The sequence below is a fragment of the Sorangium sp. So ce145 genome (assembly GCF_051525985.1).
Taxonomy (GTDB): Bacteria; Myxococcota_A; Polyangia; order Polyangiales; family Polyangiaceae; genus Sorangium; species Sorangium cellulosum_B.
The window spans coordinates 2,139,987-2,154,608 of the sequence record NZ_CP150315.1 but is presented as its reverse complement, the minus strand read 5'-3'; the positions used below and the strand labels follow the sequence as shown (position 1 = coordinate 2,154,608).

At 73.4% G+C, this 14,622-nt stretch carries 11 protein-coding genes and 1 pseudogene; 4 read left to right on the top strand and 8 right to left on the bottom strand.

Annotated features, from left to right (window positions below; genetic code table 11):
* Positions 1-77: 77 nt before the first annotated feature.
* The 5 genes from WMF34_RS08185 to WMF34_RS08165 form a co-directional block, all read right to left on the bottom strand.
* Positions 78-3,980, bottom strand: a complete 3,903-nt coding sequence (locus tag WMF34_RS08185) for a protein kinase domain-containing protein (protein ID WP_437992930.1) — start codon at positions 3,978-3,980, stop codon at positions 78-80.
* A gap of 63 nt (positions 3,981-4,043) precedes the next feature.
* Positions 4,044-4,742 (bottom strand): acireductone synthase, encoded by a 699-nt coding sequence (mtnC, locus tag WMF34_RS08180; RefSeq protein ID WP_437992929.1) that lies wholly within the window; start codon positions 4,740-4,742, stop codon positions 4,044-4,046.
* A gap of 2 nt (positions 4,743-4,744) precedes the next feature.
* Entirely contained in the window at positions 4,745-5,287 is a 543-nt protein-coding gene (locus WMF34_RS08175) for a 1,2-dihydroxy-3-keto-5-methylthiopentene dioxygenase (RefSeq protein WP_012234185.1), read from the bottom strand.
* Positions 5,284-5,922 (bottom strand): methylthioribulose 1-phosphate dehydratase, encoded by a 639-nt coding sequence (locus tag WMF34_RS08170; protein ID WP_012234184.1) that lies wholly within the window; start codon positions 5,920-5,922, stop codon positions 5,284-5,286. Before WMF34_RS08170 ends, WMF34_RS08175 begins: the two co-directional genes overlap by 4 nt.
* A 102-nt stretch (positions 5,923-6,024) precedes the next feature.
* The gene (locus tag WMF34_RS08165; protein WP_437992928.1) at positions 6,025-7,101 is read right to left on the bottom strand and encodes a glycosyltransferase family 2 protein; all 1,077 of its coding nucleotides are present in this window, start codon (positions 7,099-7,101) and stop codon (positions 6,025-6,027) included.
* Between the two features lie 404 nt (positions 7,102-7,505).
* Here WMF34_RS08165 and WMF34_RS08160 point away from each other — a divergent pair, with 404 nt between their 5' ends.
* From WMF34_RS08160 to WMF34_RS08150, 3 genes are all read left to right on the top strand, one after another.
* Positions 7,506-9,134 (top strand): N-acyl-D-amino-acid deacylase family protein, encoded by a 1,629-nt coding sequence (locus WMF34_RS08160; protein ID WP_437992927.1) that lies wholly within the window; start codon positions 7,506-7,508, stop codon positions 9,132-9,134.
* 78 nt (positions 9,135-9,212) lie between these two features.
* Positions 9,213-9,470: a hypothetical protein gene (locus tag WMF34_RS08155; protein ID WP_437992926.1), complete on the top strand. Its 258-nt coding sequence runs from the start codon at positions 9,213-9,215 to the stop codon at positions 9,468-9,470.
* Between the two features lie 41 nt (positions 9,471-9,511).
* Positions 9,512-9,895: a hypothetical protein gene (locus tag WMF34_RS08150; RefSeq protein ID WP_437992925.1), complete on the top strand. Its 384-nt coding sequence runs from the start codon at positions 9,512-9,514 to the stop codon at positions 9,893-9,895.
* 563 nt (positions 9,896-10,458) lie between these two features.
* Here the strand turns inward: WMF34_RS08150 and WMF34_RS08145 are convergent.
* Positions 10,459-11,859 (bottom strand): hypothetical protein, encoded by a 1,401-nt coding sequence (locus WMF34_RS08145; RefSeq protein ID WP_012234180.1) that lies wholly within the window; start codon positions 11,857-11,859, stop codon positions 10,459-10,461.
* Between the two features lie 2 nt (positions 11,860-11,861).
* Positions 11,862-12,590, bottom strand: a complete 729-nt coding sequence (locus WMF34_RS08140) for a 2OG-Fe dioxygenase family protein (RefSeq protein WP_012234178.1) — start codon at positions 12,588-12,590, stop codon at positions 11,862-11,864.
* Positions 12,591-12,697: 107 nt separating this feature from the next.
* Between WMF34_RS08140 and WMF34_RS08135 the strand changes: the two are divergent.
* A pseudogene (locus WMF34_RS08135) lies at positions 12,698-12,760 on the top strand (transposase); the annotation flags it as partial.
* Between the two features lie 317 nt (positions 12,761-13,077).
* On the opposite strand, the gene WMF34_RS08130 reads toward WMF34_RS08135, so the two are convergent.
* On the bottom strand, positions 13,078-13,965 hold the full coding sequence (locus tag WMF34_RS08130; RefSeq protein WP_437992924.1) for a Kazal-type serine protease inhibitor family protein: 888 nt from the start codon (positions 13,963-13,965) through the stop codon (positions 13,078-13,080).
* Positions 13,966-14,622: the final 657 nt, after the last annotated feature.

Here is a 14,622-nt window from a genome sequence, read left to right as displayed (position 1 = left end):
GAGTTTGTGGGACAGCCCCGCCGCCCCCCCGCGCAGCACGCCCTCCCCCGCTGGCTCCGCTGCAGCCTGCTGACAGCTCACTCCCCGAGCAACGCCCGCGCGAGCGCCAAAGTCCGTGCATTCGCGGATACGTTCTCGAGAAAGCTCCTCCGGAGCGCAGGCTCCTCGATCCTGCCCGCGCGAGCGAGCAGCGCTGCGCGCTCCTCGCGGACGACCGCGCGCGCCGCCTCCGCGTCGCCCTTCGCGTGCAGCGCCTCGGCGTACAGCGCAGGGATCACCTCCTGCCGCATCAGGAAGACCGTGCCGGCCTGCCGCTGGAGCGCGAGCGCCTCGCCGGCCATCGCGCAGGCCTCCTCCGTCCGCCCTTGCCGCAGCCGGATCTCGGCGAACAACGAGAGATGCACGGCCCCGGCGAAGGGCGCCATCACCGCCGGATCCCCCGCCGCGCAGAGCTCCTCCTCCGCCTGGGCGAGATCGCCGAGGAGCAGCCGCCCCTCGGCGAGGAGCTGCCGCGGGATCACGCTCCGGCTGCGATGGCCGCGCGCGAGCATGTGCTGGAGCAGGCTGCTGGACATCTCCACCGCCTCGGTGATCCTGCGCCGCTCGAGGAGCGAGAGGATCCGGCACGTCACCGAGGTCGTGAACACGTAGTCGAGCAGGCCCTCGGTCGCGAGCACGCGATCGAGGTACCCATCGGCGGCAGCCATGTCGCCGAGCCTCGTGTAATCGATCGCCACCAGCATCCACGCCCAGGCGACGAACAGCCCGCTGCCGAGGGACTCGGCGCGCCGCGCCGCGGCGAGGTTCGCCTGGAGCGCTCCCCACAGGTCCCGCGCCGCATGGCAGCGCCAGAAGCCGCGGGTGAGCTCGATCCAGAGGGCCGCATGGAGATCGCCCTCGACGGCCGGCGCGATGACGTGCTCGAGCCGGCGCACGATCCGCTCCGCCAGCGCCGTCCTCCCGTCCCAGAGCAGGCTGAAGACGATCCGGGTCGCGAGCTCCGGGCTCAGGACGTCGACGGGGAGCTCCTCGGCCAGGAGGCGCGGGATCAGCACCTCCACGGCCCGCCGGTCGTCGCAGAGCGCGACGCAGTACATCGCGCCGCTCAGGGCACGCCAGGAAGCGAGGCTCCCGGGCGCGGCGATCTCGAGCGCCTGGAGCGCGCTCGCGTGGGCGCGCGCGGCGTCGTCGGTCCAAGTGAAGGCGTTCATCCGGAGCAGGTGGAGCTCGGCCAGCCGCTCGCCCTCGGCCCCGCAAGCGATCCCCTTCTCCACCCGCGCGAGCGCCGCCTGCACGTCCGCCCCGTGGAGCGCCAGGGTGGCGGCGCGCAGGTAGAACCCCCCCGCGCGCGGCCCGTCCCCGCCCCGCGCGAAGTGCTCGGCCAGCACCATCGGATCCTGCTCTCCGGCCGAGAGCAGCCACTCCCCGGCGAGCCTGTGCCCGACCGCCCGGTCGCGCTCGGTGAGCATCGCGTAAGCCCCCTCCCGCAGGAGCGCGTGACGGAACGCGATCTCCTCCTGCCCCGCGAAGCGCGAGCTCGAGCGGCGCTCGAGGATCTCGCGATCGAAGAGCTCCGCCAAGGCGTCCGCGTCGCTCGGCCCCGACGCCAGGGTGCGCGCGCCGACGAGCGCGCTCACGCCGCCGATCCACGACACATCCCCGAAGACGCTCGCCGCCCGGAGCAGCCGCCGCACCTCGGGATCGAGCGCCGCGAGGCGCGCCTCGACCATGCCCAGCACCGTCTCCGGCAACGCACCGCCGCGCCCCTCGGCCACGGCCCGGACGAGCTCCTCCAGGTAGAAGGCGTTTCCCGCGGCCCGATCCACGATCGCCGCCACGGTCCCCGGCGCGACCGACGCGCCCAGCGCGCCGCGCACGAGCTGCTCGGCGGCCCGCGCGGACAGCTCGCGCAGCCGGATCTGCGTCAGCCCTCGCTCGATCCAGAGCCGGGGGAAGAGCTCGTGGACCTCGGGCCTCGCAAACGCGAGCACCGCATACGGGCGCTCGCAGAGGGCCCGTAGCGTGTGATCGAAAATTTTCACCGAAGGCGCATCGCCCCAGTGCAGATCCTCGAGGACGACGAGCATGGGCCGCGCGCTCGTCACGGCGCGCGCGTAGTCCAGGTAGGCTTCCTGGATCCGGTCGGCCATGTGCGCCGGGTCCTGCCGCGCGGCCCGCACCATCGGCCCGCCGTCGGCGAGAGGAACGCCGAGCAGCTCGCCGAGGAAGCAGGCCACGCGCTGCAGCTGCTCCCCCGCGAACAGCTGGCCCACGGCCCGCGCGAGCTTCTCCCGCTGCGCCTCGGGGGCCTCGCCGGCCGCGATCCCGAGCGCGCCCCGGAGCGACCCGGCGAGCATCGCGAACGCGGAGCCCGCGCCGATGGAGTCGCCGCTGCCGACGCCCAGCACGAGCTCGGGATGGCGCGGCCGCAGCGCCTGGACCAGCTCGTGACGCAGGCGCGATTTGCCCACCCCCGCGGCCGCGGTCACGAGCGCCACCGTGGCGCGCGGCTCGGTGAAGCTCTCCTCGACGAGATCGAGCAGGCTGCGCAGCTCCCGAGCGCGCCCGACATAGGGGCTCGGCTTGCCCAGCAGCCTGCGCGCGCCGTCGGCGACCTCGCGCTCCGCCTCCACCCAGGAGAGCCCGTCCTGCTCCGCGACCTCGAAACGCGCGTCGAGCAAGGCCCGCGTCACGGCGTCGACAGCGACGCGAAGGCGGCCCGGGCGGCCCCGGGCGGCCGCGTCGTCGAGCAGCAGGGCCGCCCTGTCCAGTACCTCGCCGAGCAGCGATCGCCCCGTCGACTCGCCGCGCCCCATCACCAGCACGACGTTGGCTCCGGGGACCGACGCGCGGATCCGCAGCGCGCAGCGAGCCGCGATCGCCGCTTGGTCGGTCGCGCTGCCCGCGCCCGCCCCCGCCGCCAGGATCGCCACGACCGCCCCGCTGGCCAGCTCCTGCACGACCGCGCCGAGGGGCGAGGCCTCGCGCCGGACGGCAGCGACCGCGCTCCGCTGCGATCGACCGGCGGGCACGATCTCCGTCGACGCCGGCGCGCCGACGTCCGGCGGCCCGACGGCCACGATCGAGCAGAGCCACACCTCCGCGGCGGTCACGAGCTCGACGGCGGCCAGGCTGGAGCGAGCGCCGCCCGCCGTCGAGGCGCCGAGCGCGTCGAGGCGGCGCACCACGGCCGCGCCGTCGGCCGGGCGCCCCTCCGGGCGCTTGGCCAGCATCTGCGCGAGGAGCTCGTCGAGCGCCTGCGGCACCTCGGGCCGCAGCGCACTCGCCCGCGGCGGCTCCTCCTGGAGGAGCTTGGTCAGGATGGTCATGAAGTGCCGCCCGTGAAACGCCGGACGGCCCGTCAGGCACTCGAAGAGCACGCACCCGAGGGAGAAGACGTCCGCGCGCGCGTCGAGCTGCGCGCGCTCCCCGCTGGCCTGCTCGGGGGCCATGTAGCCGATGGTGCCCACGAGGGCCCCCGTCCGCGTCAGCCGCGCCGAAGCGCCCGAGAGCCGGGCGATGCCGAAGTCGAGCACCTTCACCCGGTCGGCGGCCCCGTCCGGAAGGAACAGGTTGCTCGGCTTGATGTCGCGGTGGACGATCCCGCGCGCGTGCGCCGCGCCGAGCGCGTCCGCCACCGCGCGCACGAGCGCGACGCTCTCCTCCACGTCGAGCGGTCGCCGCGACAGCCGGGCCGAGAGGCTCTCCCCGGAGAGCCACTCCATCGCCAGATAAGGCTCCCCGGTGGGCGCCACCCCGTGCGTCACGTAACGCACGACGTGCGGGTGATCGAGCGTGGCGAGCGCCCGCGCCTCGTGACCGAAGCGCGCCGCCGCCTGCGCGTCGATTTCACCGAGCAGCTTCACGGCGACGACATCGCCGCTCGCGCGGTCCACGGTCCGGTAGACAGCGCCCATCCCTCCCGTTCCCGCGAGCTCGACCACCTCGAACCGGCCGGCGAGCAGTCTGCCGTGAAGCATGCGCGCCAAGGATGTCAGCGAGGTCACTCGCGCGCCAAGCGGAACGAGCCGCCGCCGGGCGAGCTACGGCGCGATGTCGTCGAAGCGCTCCGCGACGGCGTGGCGGCTCTCCGCGTCCCGCGCCGTCCCCGGCCTGAGCAGCTGCACCGTGCGCATGCCGGCGGCCGCCGCGGCGTCGAGCTCGGCCACGATGTCGGACAGGAACAGCACCTCTCCCGGCTGCAGCCCGAGCGCCTCCGCGATCCGCTGGTAGGCCCCCGCCTCTCGCTTCGGCCCGGTCGTCGTGTCGAAGAACGCCGTGAACAGGCCGGTGAGATCGCCGGCCGTCGTGTGCCGGAAGAGGAGCTGCTGCGCCTCGACGGACCCGGAGCTGAACACGGCGAGCGTCACCCCGAGGTCTCGCCATCTCCGCAGCGCCGGCTCCACGTCCGCATACACGTGGCTCCGGAGCCCCCCCGACTCGTAGGCGCTGCGCCAGATCTTGCCCTGGAGCGCCTTCAGCGTCGTCTCCTTGCGATCCTGGTCGATCCACGCGAGCAGCGCCGCCGCGAGCTCGCCGTCGCTCACCGCCTGCTCGCTCTCGCCCCGCTCGCGCGCGACCGCGCGCCGGGCGGCCTCGACCTCCGGGCCCCCGGCGTGCGCCGCGACGTACGCGGCCAGATCCCGGCGCGCCACGGAGAACAGCGTGTCGTGCACGAAGCGCACGTCGGTCGTCGTCCCCTCGATGTCGACCAGCACCGCGCGCGCAGGGAGCGCCGCCACGCTCACGCCTCGAGCCGCGGGAAGCGCGACGCGATGTCCGACCCGGTGTGCTCGGCGACCCACCCCTTCGGGTCGGAGAACCACCGGATGCAGGTGAACGAGGGCTCCGGCCCCATGTCGAACCAGTGCCGCGTCCCGGCCGGTACGCTGATGAGATCACCCTTCTCGACGAGGAACGAGAGCACGCGCTCGCCGTGATGAATGCAGAACAGCCCTCGCCCCTCGACGAAGAAGCGCGCCTCGTCCTCGGTGTGGATGTGCTCGTCCAGGAACTTCCGCCTGAGCTCGGGGTGGTTGGGGGTGCCCGGCGACACCGACACGACATCCGCCGTCACGAACCCGCACGCCTCGGAGAGCTGCTTCACCGGCCCCGCGTACGCCTCGAGCACCTGCTCCTGCGCCGCCCCCGGCGGCAGCGGGCGCTCGGCGGACCAGCGCTCGAAGCGGATCTGCGCCTCGGCGGCGACGCGGGCGATGTCCTCGAGCGTCGTGTATTCGTCGGCCCTCGTCGGGTCGCTCTCCCGGTAAACCCGCAATCGGCTCATGATAGCCCCCCTTCCAGCAGCGCGCAGTCCAGCATGAACTCGATGGCCTCGATGTGGCGGATGGTGCTCGCGATGTCCGACCCCCACGTGTACAGGCCGTGACCTGCGATGAGGTAGCCGTACACGGGCGGATGCGCCGACATGAACGCATCGACGTCCTCCGCCAGCCTCCGGATGTCCTGCGTGTTGACGAAGACCGGGAGGAGCACCGTGGCGGTGTGCGTCGTCATCCCGGAGAGCGCCTTCGCCACCTCGTAGCCCGAGAGGGTCACGTATCCCTCCTGCGCGCACCGGCGCGACAGCACCGTCGCCGCCCGCGAGTGGGTGTGCGCGACGGCGCCGATCTCGCTGGAGTGCCGGTAAAGCTGGCAGTGCAGCGCCGTCTCGGCCGACGGGCGGGCCGGCGAGGGCCCGGTCAGGCGGCCGTCCGCATTGACGACGACGATGTCCGACACGCCGAGCGCGCCCTTGGGCCGCCCGGACGCCGTGATCGCGAGGGAGCCGTCGCCGAGCCGGGCGGAGAAATTGCCGCTCGTGGCCGGCGTCCAGCCGCGCTCATGGCAAAAGCGGGACAGCTCGATGAGCTCGGCCGCGACCGAGGAGAACGATGCAAACGACGTCCCGCGTACGCTCACGGCGCGAACATACCAAAGCGAACGCTGGCGATCAACGCGCCGCGCCGCCGCTCGTGCCGCGTCCGGGCCGCTGAACCCGGGGATCACCCGCGCTGCTCGCGCTCACGGCGCCGGAAGGCGCTCGGCCTCGCGCCGGCCAGCGCCGTCCCGCGCGCCGCGGAGCAGGCCGGCCCAGAACCCGAGCCCGTGCGCGGCGTGCACCGCGGGGAAGATGGCGCACAGCAGGGGGAAATCGCGCGGCGAGGCGCGCCGCGCGAGCCGGAGCGACTCCGCGATCACGAGCGCGGCATAGGCGAGCGAGGCGAGCGCCAGCGCCGGCCGGACCGCCGGCGCGAGCGCTGACGCGAGCGCGAGCAGCGCTCCGGCCGTCACCATGCAGAACGGCAGCGCCGGCCGGAGCGACAGGAACCTGCGGCGGCACAGCAGCGTGCGCGCGCGCCCCTTGCCATACGCGAAATACTGCCGAAAGAGCGCGGCGAACGACGACCGCGGGTAGTAATAGGCGACGATCTCCCGGGACAGGTAGACCGCGCCGCCAGCCTCGATGATGCGCTGGTTCAGCTCGGCGTCCTCGTTGGTGATGGCGGCCGGGTCGTAGAGGCCGGCGATCTCGAACGCCTCGCGCCGGAAAGCCCCGTTGAACACCGACTCGACGAACCCCTCGCGCGACGGGTCCCGGTACGCCGAGCCGCCCACGCCGAGGGGGCTCGAGAGCGCGGCGCAGAGCGCCCGCTGAAAGCCGTTCCGGTGGCGCGGCCGCGCCGCGCCGCCCGCGTTGAGGGCGCCGGTCCTCCGGAGCGCCGCGACCGACGCAGCCACGTAGTCGCCGGCGTAGTCGGCGTGGGCGTCCATCCGGACGATCACCTCACCTCGCGCCCGGCGAATGCCGATGTTCATCGCGGCGGCCTGGATCCGGTCGGGGTTGTGGAGGAGCGTCACCCGTGGATCCTCCGCCGCGACGCGGCCGACGAGCTCCCGCGTCCTGTCGGTCGAGCCGCCGTCGACCACGAAGATCTCGAGGAGCTCTGGAGGATAACGCTGCTCGAGGGCGCAGCGGAGGACGTCCTCGATGTAGCGCTCCTCGTTGTAACAGGGAATGACGATGCTGCACCGCGGCCGCTCGGCGAGCGGGCGCAGAGAGAGACGCCCGCCTCGCGGCGCGCTCGCTGCTCGATCCATGGACTCCCCCCGTCTCTCGCGGGTCGAGTCGACCCGCAGCAGGACTGCGACAGCCGCGGATACAATCGCGGGGCCAGGCGATCTCGCGGGGTCGCCCGGAGCGAACTGCACTGCGCGACGCGGCCTGGACCCGGCCGGGGCAGGTCGCTGGGCTCGGGCTGCACACCGGCGGGCTCATGCGACGGGCGCGCGGCGCGAGCGCGAACGGACGAGCACACGGGCTCATGCTGGCAGGGCAGCGGCCCGAAGGGCGCGGCCGCCGGGACGCGAGCTCCACGGAGCCCGGATCGGGGGGCGCGCGGCCCGCGCGGAGCTCATGCTCCGCTCCACGGCCGTGCCCCGGTCCGGTGGGCTTCCCACGGTCCCGCGTGGCCGGCGAGCGAGCTCCTCGAGGAGGCGTGCCGATGGACTTCGATCTCGTGATCTCGCGGGGAACGATCCTCGATGGCAGCGGCCAGCCTCGCTTCGTGGCGGACCTGGGGATCCAGAAGGGCAAGGTCGCCGCGATCGCCGGGCCAGGCGCGCTCGCGGGAGGGCGGGCGCTCGACGCCAGCGGGCTCGCCGTCGCGCCCGGCTTCATCGACATCCACTCGCACGTCGACTGGCTGCTCGCGCTGCCCGACCACGAGGACGTCCTCGCGCCGATGGTCGCCCAGGGCATCACGACCGTGGTGGCGGGCAATTGCGGTCATTCCCCTGCCCCGGTCACCGAGGCGTCGATTCCGCTGGTGGAGCACTCCGCGGAGATCCTGAAGGACGGAGCGCTCGCCTACCGGTGGCGCTCGATGGGCGAGCTGCTGGCGGCCCTCGAGGCCGGCGGGCTGCTCGTCAATGCGGCGCTCCTGGTCGGCCACGGCACGCTCCGCCAGGCGGTCATGGGCAACAGCGCCGCTCCCCCGAGCCAGGAGCAGATGGACGCGCTCTGCGCGCTCGCGCGCGCGTCGCTCCGCGAGGGCGCGTTCGGGCTCTCCGCCGGGCTGGCCTACACGCCCGGGGTCTTCGCGCGAAGGCACGAGCTCCTGACCCTCCTCCGGGCGGTGGCGGACGAAGGAGGCGTGTTCACCGTCCACGGCCGGGCCTACACATGGATATCGCCGTTCTACAGGCCGCTGCTCCTCGGCCCGCCGCACAACCTCCGCTCCGTCCGCGAGCTGCTCGGCCTGGCCGAGGAGAGCGGCGCGAAGATCCAGCTCTCGCACCAGATCTTCATCGGCCGGCGGACGTGGCCCACGGTGCCCTGGGTGCTCCGCGCGATCGAGCGGGCCGTGGACAGGGGGGTCGACGCCGCCTTCGACGCGTTCCCCTACACGGTCGGCAACACCACGGTGAACGCCCTCTTCCCCGCCTGGGTGCTCGACGACTTCCGCGCCCGCATCGACGACCCGGCCGTCCTCCGCCGGCTCCGGCGGGAGTTCGCGATGTTCCGGCGGCTCCTCGGGCTCTCGTACGCCGACATCCGGCTGCTCTGGGGCGGAGCGCCGGAGCTCGCGGCGCTGGAGGGGCTCGATTTCGAGGCGATCGCGGGGCGCCTCGGCGGGAGCGAGTTCGACGCCTACGTGCACGTCGCCCGCGTGAGCGACGGCAAGGCGCGCGTCCTCCTGAACACGTACTCGGGCGTCGATGCGCACGACGAGCCGCTCCGGGCCGTGCTCTCGCACCCGCTCTGCGCGTTCGAGACCGACGCGATCCTCACCCGGCGCGGCCAGCACAACCCGGCGTCGTTCGGCACGTTCCCGCGGGTGCTCGGCCACTACAGCCGCGACGTCGGCCTGTTCCGGCTCGAGGAGGCCGTGCGCCGGATGACCTCGCTGCCCGCCGAGCGGATCGGGCTCCGCGACGTGGGGCGCATCTTGCCCGGGCACTGGGCGGATCTCGTCGTGTTCGATCCGGCCACGGTGGCGGACAACACGACGCCGCGGCGGGCCGACGCGCCGCCGTCGGGGATCCGCGCCGTCCTGATCACCGGCGAGGTGGTGGCGCAGGACGGCGCGCCGACGGGCAAGACCCGGCAGGGGCGCCTCCTGCGCAGGTAGGCGGGCCGCGGTGTCCTTCGCTGACGCTCAGGGACGTTCGGTTCCGACCGCTTCAACAGGATCGCGCCGGAGCGCGAGATGAGCGATGGCTCCATCGTTCCGCACGTCGGAAATCCAGCCAGAGAAACCGGTCTCGAGCGCAGACAGTCACCGAAGCGGGCGCGCGCGTCGAAGCAGGCCCAGCTGGCTGCCGCGGTGCCGGTGGCTGGGGATCGCGCCGGCTTGATCGAGATCCAGTCGGCGCCAGCGGACGCGCGGTTTGTGTTTGGCGGCTCGACCGTCCAGGGAGGACGCCGCTGTTTCAAGCCTCGGGCGCGACGCAGCCTGTTCGAGTAGACTTCGCAGGCATGGGTCTTCCTCGCCGAGCCCGGACAATTGTGATCGACGACGAGCGCTACCGATGGCTCGTTACCGAGCCGGAGCGTTGGATTGAGAACGCCTCCGCATGGGACGATGTCCTCAGGGCCCGCAGGCTCACCCTCGTCGTTCAGCATGAAGGCGGTCGTGGTCAGAAGCTGCTCGCGTGGGTGCCGGTCTATCGCACGCCCATCCACCACGCTGAGGTGACCGTTCCTTGCGGGAACGGCGTCGTCTCCCTGCTCACCCCTCATCAAGAAACCGTCGTCTCATCGGCTCTCGTACGACGGGTCATCGAGTATGCATTGCAGCGAGGGTGGAGACCGTCAGAGTCCGGCAGCGACTTCACCGTTCCAGAAGATGCGCTCGGAACGCTGCTGCACGAATCACCTGGGCTCAAGTAAGAGCTCGCGGCTTGACTGCTACCGCGCGAAGCGCGGTTTCGTTCAACAAGTGGTTATCCGGCGCGCGTTTCGTAGAACCGCTCGCAGGCGTTCGCGGCCTTCGAGCGCCTGCGGCGGCCGCGCGCCTCGGATGATCCAGGCGCGCTGCCGGCACCTCGCCGCGACGTCGTTCCCGAGGAGCGCATGCTCGCGCAGATCGTGAGCTGGCCCCCCTGAGACGGTTCTTGTGAGAGTGTCAGTGCAGCTCCTGGAGCGCCGAACAAAACCGGATCGAGCCGGCGCGTCTTCGCCGGCCGGCGACGGGAGGATTTGTGTTCGGCCAGGGCGCGTTGCAGGCGATGGCGGACGTCGCGGGGCTTCCTGCGCTCGTCGGTCCGGCCGGGGCAGGACGAGGACGGGCTGCCGCCCAGCGCACCCGTGGTGCCGCTGCAAGCGTTCCGGGAGCGAGGGTGACGATCTCGGCGCGCACGTCGAGGCGACGGTCCACGTCCGGCGGATCGAGCCCACGCCGGACTTCGGACCCGGGCGGAGCGGGCGGAGGGCGCCGTCGATTCGGGTCCTGGTCAGTCCTGCGTAGCCTGCGTCTCCGCGGTATTGCCGCCTGCGCTGGCGCCGGAGCAGTCGGCGGCAACGGCCCGGAGCGCCGCGACGCCTCCACGCGGAACGGCGTAGGTGATCGCAAAGGCCTCGCCGGACCAGGCGACCCGCGCGCGCGCGTCGCTGGCGTCCGGATCGGCCGCGCGCAGGTCGATGTCCTCGCCGACGGTGCGATGGAGCCACGTTCGCCGCCGGAAGCGCCCGCGCTCGCCGTGTGGCTCGACGTACTCGGCGAAGGGCGTCCGGAGCGCGCCGCGCTCGGCGGCGCCGTCGAGGCGCAGCGCGAGGTGGTCGAGGGCGCCGCCGGCGCTGGCCGCGCCGGGAGCGTCGATGGCGTCGAGGACGGCGTACTGGACGGTATCCATGGAGATCAGCCAGACCTGCCGCGCGACGTGGATCCTGCCGTCGGGCCCCCAGCGGGCCTGGAGGCGGGCGTCGAGGAGCCGCCCGGAGAGCGCGTCGGTGAAGTTGCCTTGTACCGAGCGCACGCCGCCGGGGCCGACGACGCGCAGCGCGCCGCCCTCGTCGAGGAGCAGGAGGGTCGGCGGGCCGGAGCCTCGCACGGGAAGCGCGTAGTCGGCGGCCGGCAGCTCGCTCCTTGTCACCTCGAGAGCGTCGCTGGCCGGCGCGCGTGCGGCGCACGAGCGCACGGCCGGCGCGCGTGCGGCCGGCACGTGGATTGAGATGAAGTCCTTGCCCGTGACGAGCGCGAAGGCGCGGTCCGTCCCGGGGATCACGGCTTCGATGTCGAAGGGGCCGCCCTGGAGAGGCACCCACGCGCCGAGAGCACATCCTGCGGAGTCGGTGCGCTGGGCGACGAGGCCAACCGGCTCGAGCCCGGGACACGGGCGCCAGCAGGGCCGGGAACAGACGTGCGGTTGCGGCGTGCCCGCCGGCCACGAGGAGCAGGTCGCGTCGACGCAGCGCGACGCGCAGGCGAGCGGGCGCACCGCGAGGCGCTGGGCGAGCACGACGAAGCCGCCGGCGACGGGCACCACCTCCCGCGGCGCCGCGTCCTTCGGCAAGGCGAGCGCGACCTCGGCGCCCACCGGCTCCGCGAATGCGGTGAGCGGCCTCGCGCGTGCGCCTCCAGGGCCGGCCCACACCGCGAGCCCGCCGCGGTCGCCGAAGCCCAGGGCGAAGGCGCCTCCGGCGGCCAGGGCGCCAAGATCGGAGGGGCCGCGGAGCTGGCAGCGCGCCGCGCCGGCGTTGGCGGTGGTCGCCTCGGGCGGAGGGCGGTGAGGGGCAGCGGGAGGAGGTCCGCTCGCGGCCGCCGGAGCCGGAGCCGGGGCGAGCGTCGGGGCGGGGACGCAGCGGGCCGCGGCGAGCGAGGCGAGGACGGCAGCGCAGGTGCGTCGGGAGAGCATGATCAGGCGCCCTGGAAGCCGCCCGCGCGGTACGTCAGCACCAGCGTGTCGCGATGGCCGAGCTCGCCGGCGGGCTGGATGGGCGTCGTCTCGTGGATCACGCGCTCGTCGTCCAGCAACAGCAGGCTCCACGGCTCGGTGAGCGTGAATCGCTGGCCTGCGGGCCCGTCCGCCTGGAAGACACGCGTCTCGCCACCCTTGATGCCCTCACGCCCGACGAGGAACACCGCCACGAGATCCACGCCGTCGCGGTGCGCGCCTTCCGGCGTGGGGCGGCCGATCCCCCCTTGCGTATCGATGCGGAACTGGTGCGCCTCGACGAACCAGGGCTGCTCGCCCTTGCGGCCGGAAGCGACCTGCCCGAGCGCACGCAGCAGGCGCGCCCAGGCGGGCGGATCCACCACTTGCGGCTGCATCGGCTCGAACCACCGCTGCATGCCGCCGTGCAGCGCGTTGTATTCGACGGGCTGCCAGTGCGCGCGACGCGGCGCCTGGCGCACCGCGCCGCCTTCGACCACGAAGCACGAGTGCCGCCGGCTGCGGTAGCGCCCGCCGTCCTTGAGGTAGCGGTCCGGCGGCAGGTCGTCCCAGGAGGGCCGCAGCGCATGCAGCTCGCCCAGGTCGCAGCCCGTGAGCTCGGCGACGCCCTGCGGGCTGAGCACCGCATAGCCCTGCTGGCGCAGCAGCACGGGCACCTGCGCGGGATAAGTGAAGGCGGGCGTGAGTTCCATCGCCTGCGAGTTTACCAGGCAGCCGGCCGCGCTGCCCGCGCTGCACCTGCGCAGCGCGGGCTTCGGCGGTCGCGCGGGCCGCAGATAGACCCGCCACCCTCCTTCAGAGATTCGGCTCGAGCTTGAACGTTCACGTCCATTTTCACACGCTGGCAATCGACGGCGTTTTCGAGAAGACCGCCATGGGCGTGCGCTTCCACGATGCGCCGCCGCCTTCAAAGGACGATGACAGCGAGGTGGCGCGACGGGTGCGCGAGCGTGCGCTTCTTTGGCTTTCAGCGCGGTGCGAGGCGCAGTCGGCCCCTCGATTCAGGAGAATCGAGGGGCCGACGCCCTGCTGTGCGTCGATCGGATCATCCGCTCCACCGCCGGTGTGGCAGAGGGTGCCCAAAGCGCCCACTCACAGGCGCGCGTCGCAGGCGCCGCGCTTCACAGGCGCGCGTCGCAGGCGCCGCGCTTCACAGGCGCGCGTCGCAGGCGCCGCGCTTCACAGGCGCGCGTCGCAGGCGCCGCGCGACGCCACCGACACCCCCGCCGCGTTCGCGGTGCAGGCGTTGCTGTACGTCCGCCCGTCGCAGCCGCAGACCGGATCGTACACATGGAGGCAGGCCTGCGGGGTGGGCTCGCACGTGCCCATCTGATCGCCCGCGCCGCACTGGGCCTCCGGGCTGTAGTCGCAGAAGAACCCGCGCTCGCACGCGAGGCCGGCGATGCCGCCGCACGCCTGCTCCCCGACATCCCCGCACTCGCCGGACGACGCAACCGACACGCCCGCCGCGTTCGCGTAACAGGCGTTGCCATACGTCTTCCCGTCGCAGCCGCAGACCGGGTCGTACACGTCCAGGCACGCCTCCGGGATGCGCTCGCAGGTGCCCGTCTGATCGCCCGCGCCGCACTGGGCCTCCGGGCCGTAGTCGCAGAAGAACCCGCGCTCGCACGCGAGGCCGGCGATGCCGCCGCACGCCTGCTCCTCGGGAGCCCCGCACGCGCCGAGCGACGCCACCGACACGCCCGCCGCGTTCGCCGCGCACTCGTTGCCGTACGTCTTGCCGTCGCAGCCGCAGACAGGGTCGTACTCCTTCGTGCACATCTTCGGGATGGGCGTGCAGGCGCCCCACTGATCGCCCGCGCCACACATGGCATCGATCTCGTAATCACAGAAGAAGCCGGGCTTGCAGGTGAGGCCGAGCAGGCCGCCGCAGAGGGCCACCGAGATGGTGCCGCCTGCCCTCGCCTCCTGCGCCTCGGAGGCGATCGGCTCGACGGCCTCGTCGGCCACCTCCACCTGACAGCCCGCGGCGAACGGGGCCATCGAGAGCGCGAGCCAGAGCGCGGAGGCGAATCGATGATTGTTGATACGACGCTGAACGTTCATGATGTCTCTCCGTGGGGCCGCGCCGTTCCCGGCGAGGCGGTTGCAATGCACGAGCACCTCCCTCCGCGGCGGCGACATGCGCAGCGTCGAAGCGAAGGATCGACGCGTTGCTCGACGCGGCGATCGCCGTGTCGAGGACGCCTCGGCGACGCGCCATCGGGGGTCCGTCGCCGTGTTGCGGAGGCGTGGTTCCCTTGGCAGGAGTCGGGCCACGCGGCTTTTGCGGGGTTCACGCCTTTCCGCGGTCCCCGGGCGGTCCGGATCGGGCAGGGGCTTGCTCAAATGGGGTAGAGCTTGCGCAACTTGCGCGACAGCGCCCCGCAGGGGACTCCGGCCCGCGGTTCTTGGTAGGGAGCGCGGATGCACCGCCACCTTCGCCCCGCCGCCTCCTGCGCCGCCCTCACCGCGCTCCTCAGCAGTTGCAGCGCCACGCCCGACGCCGCCTCCCCTGACCAGGCCCCCGCCCACGGGTAGCGCGGCGCCGGTCCAGCCAGTCATGCCGGCGCTCACGGCGGGCACGCCGGCCGCCACGGCGGCAACGCCGGCCGCCACGGCGGCAACGCCGGCCGCCACGGCGGGCACGCCGGCCGCCACGGCGGCAACGCCGGCCACCACCGCTCGCCGGCGCGCCGGCTACCGCGGCGCCCTGGCCGGCGC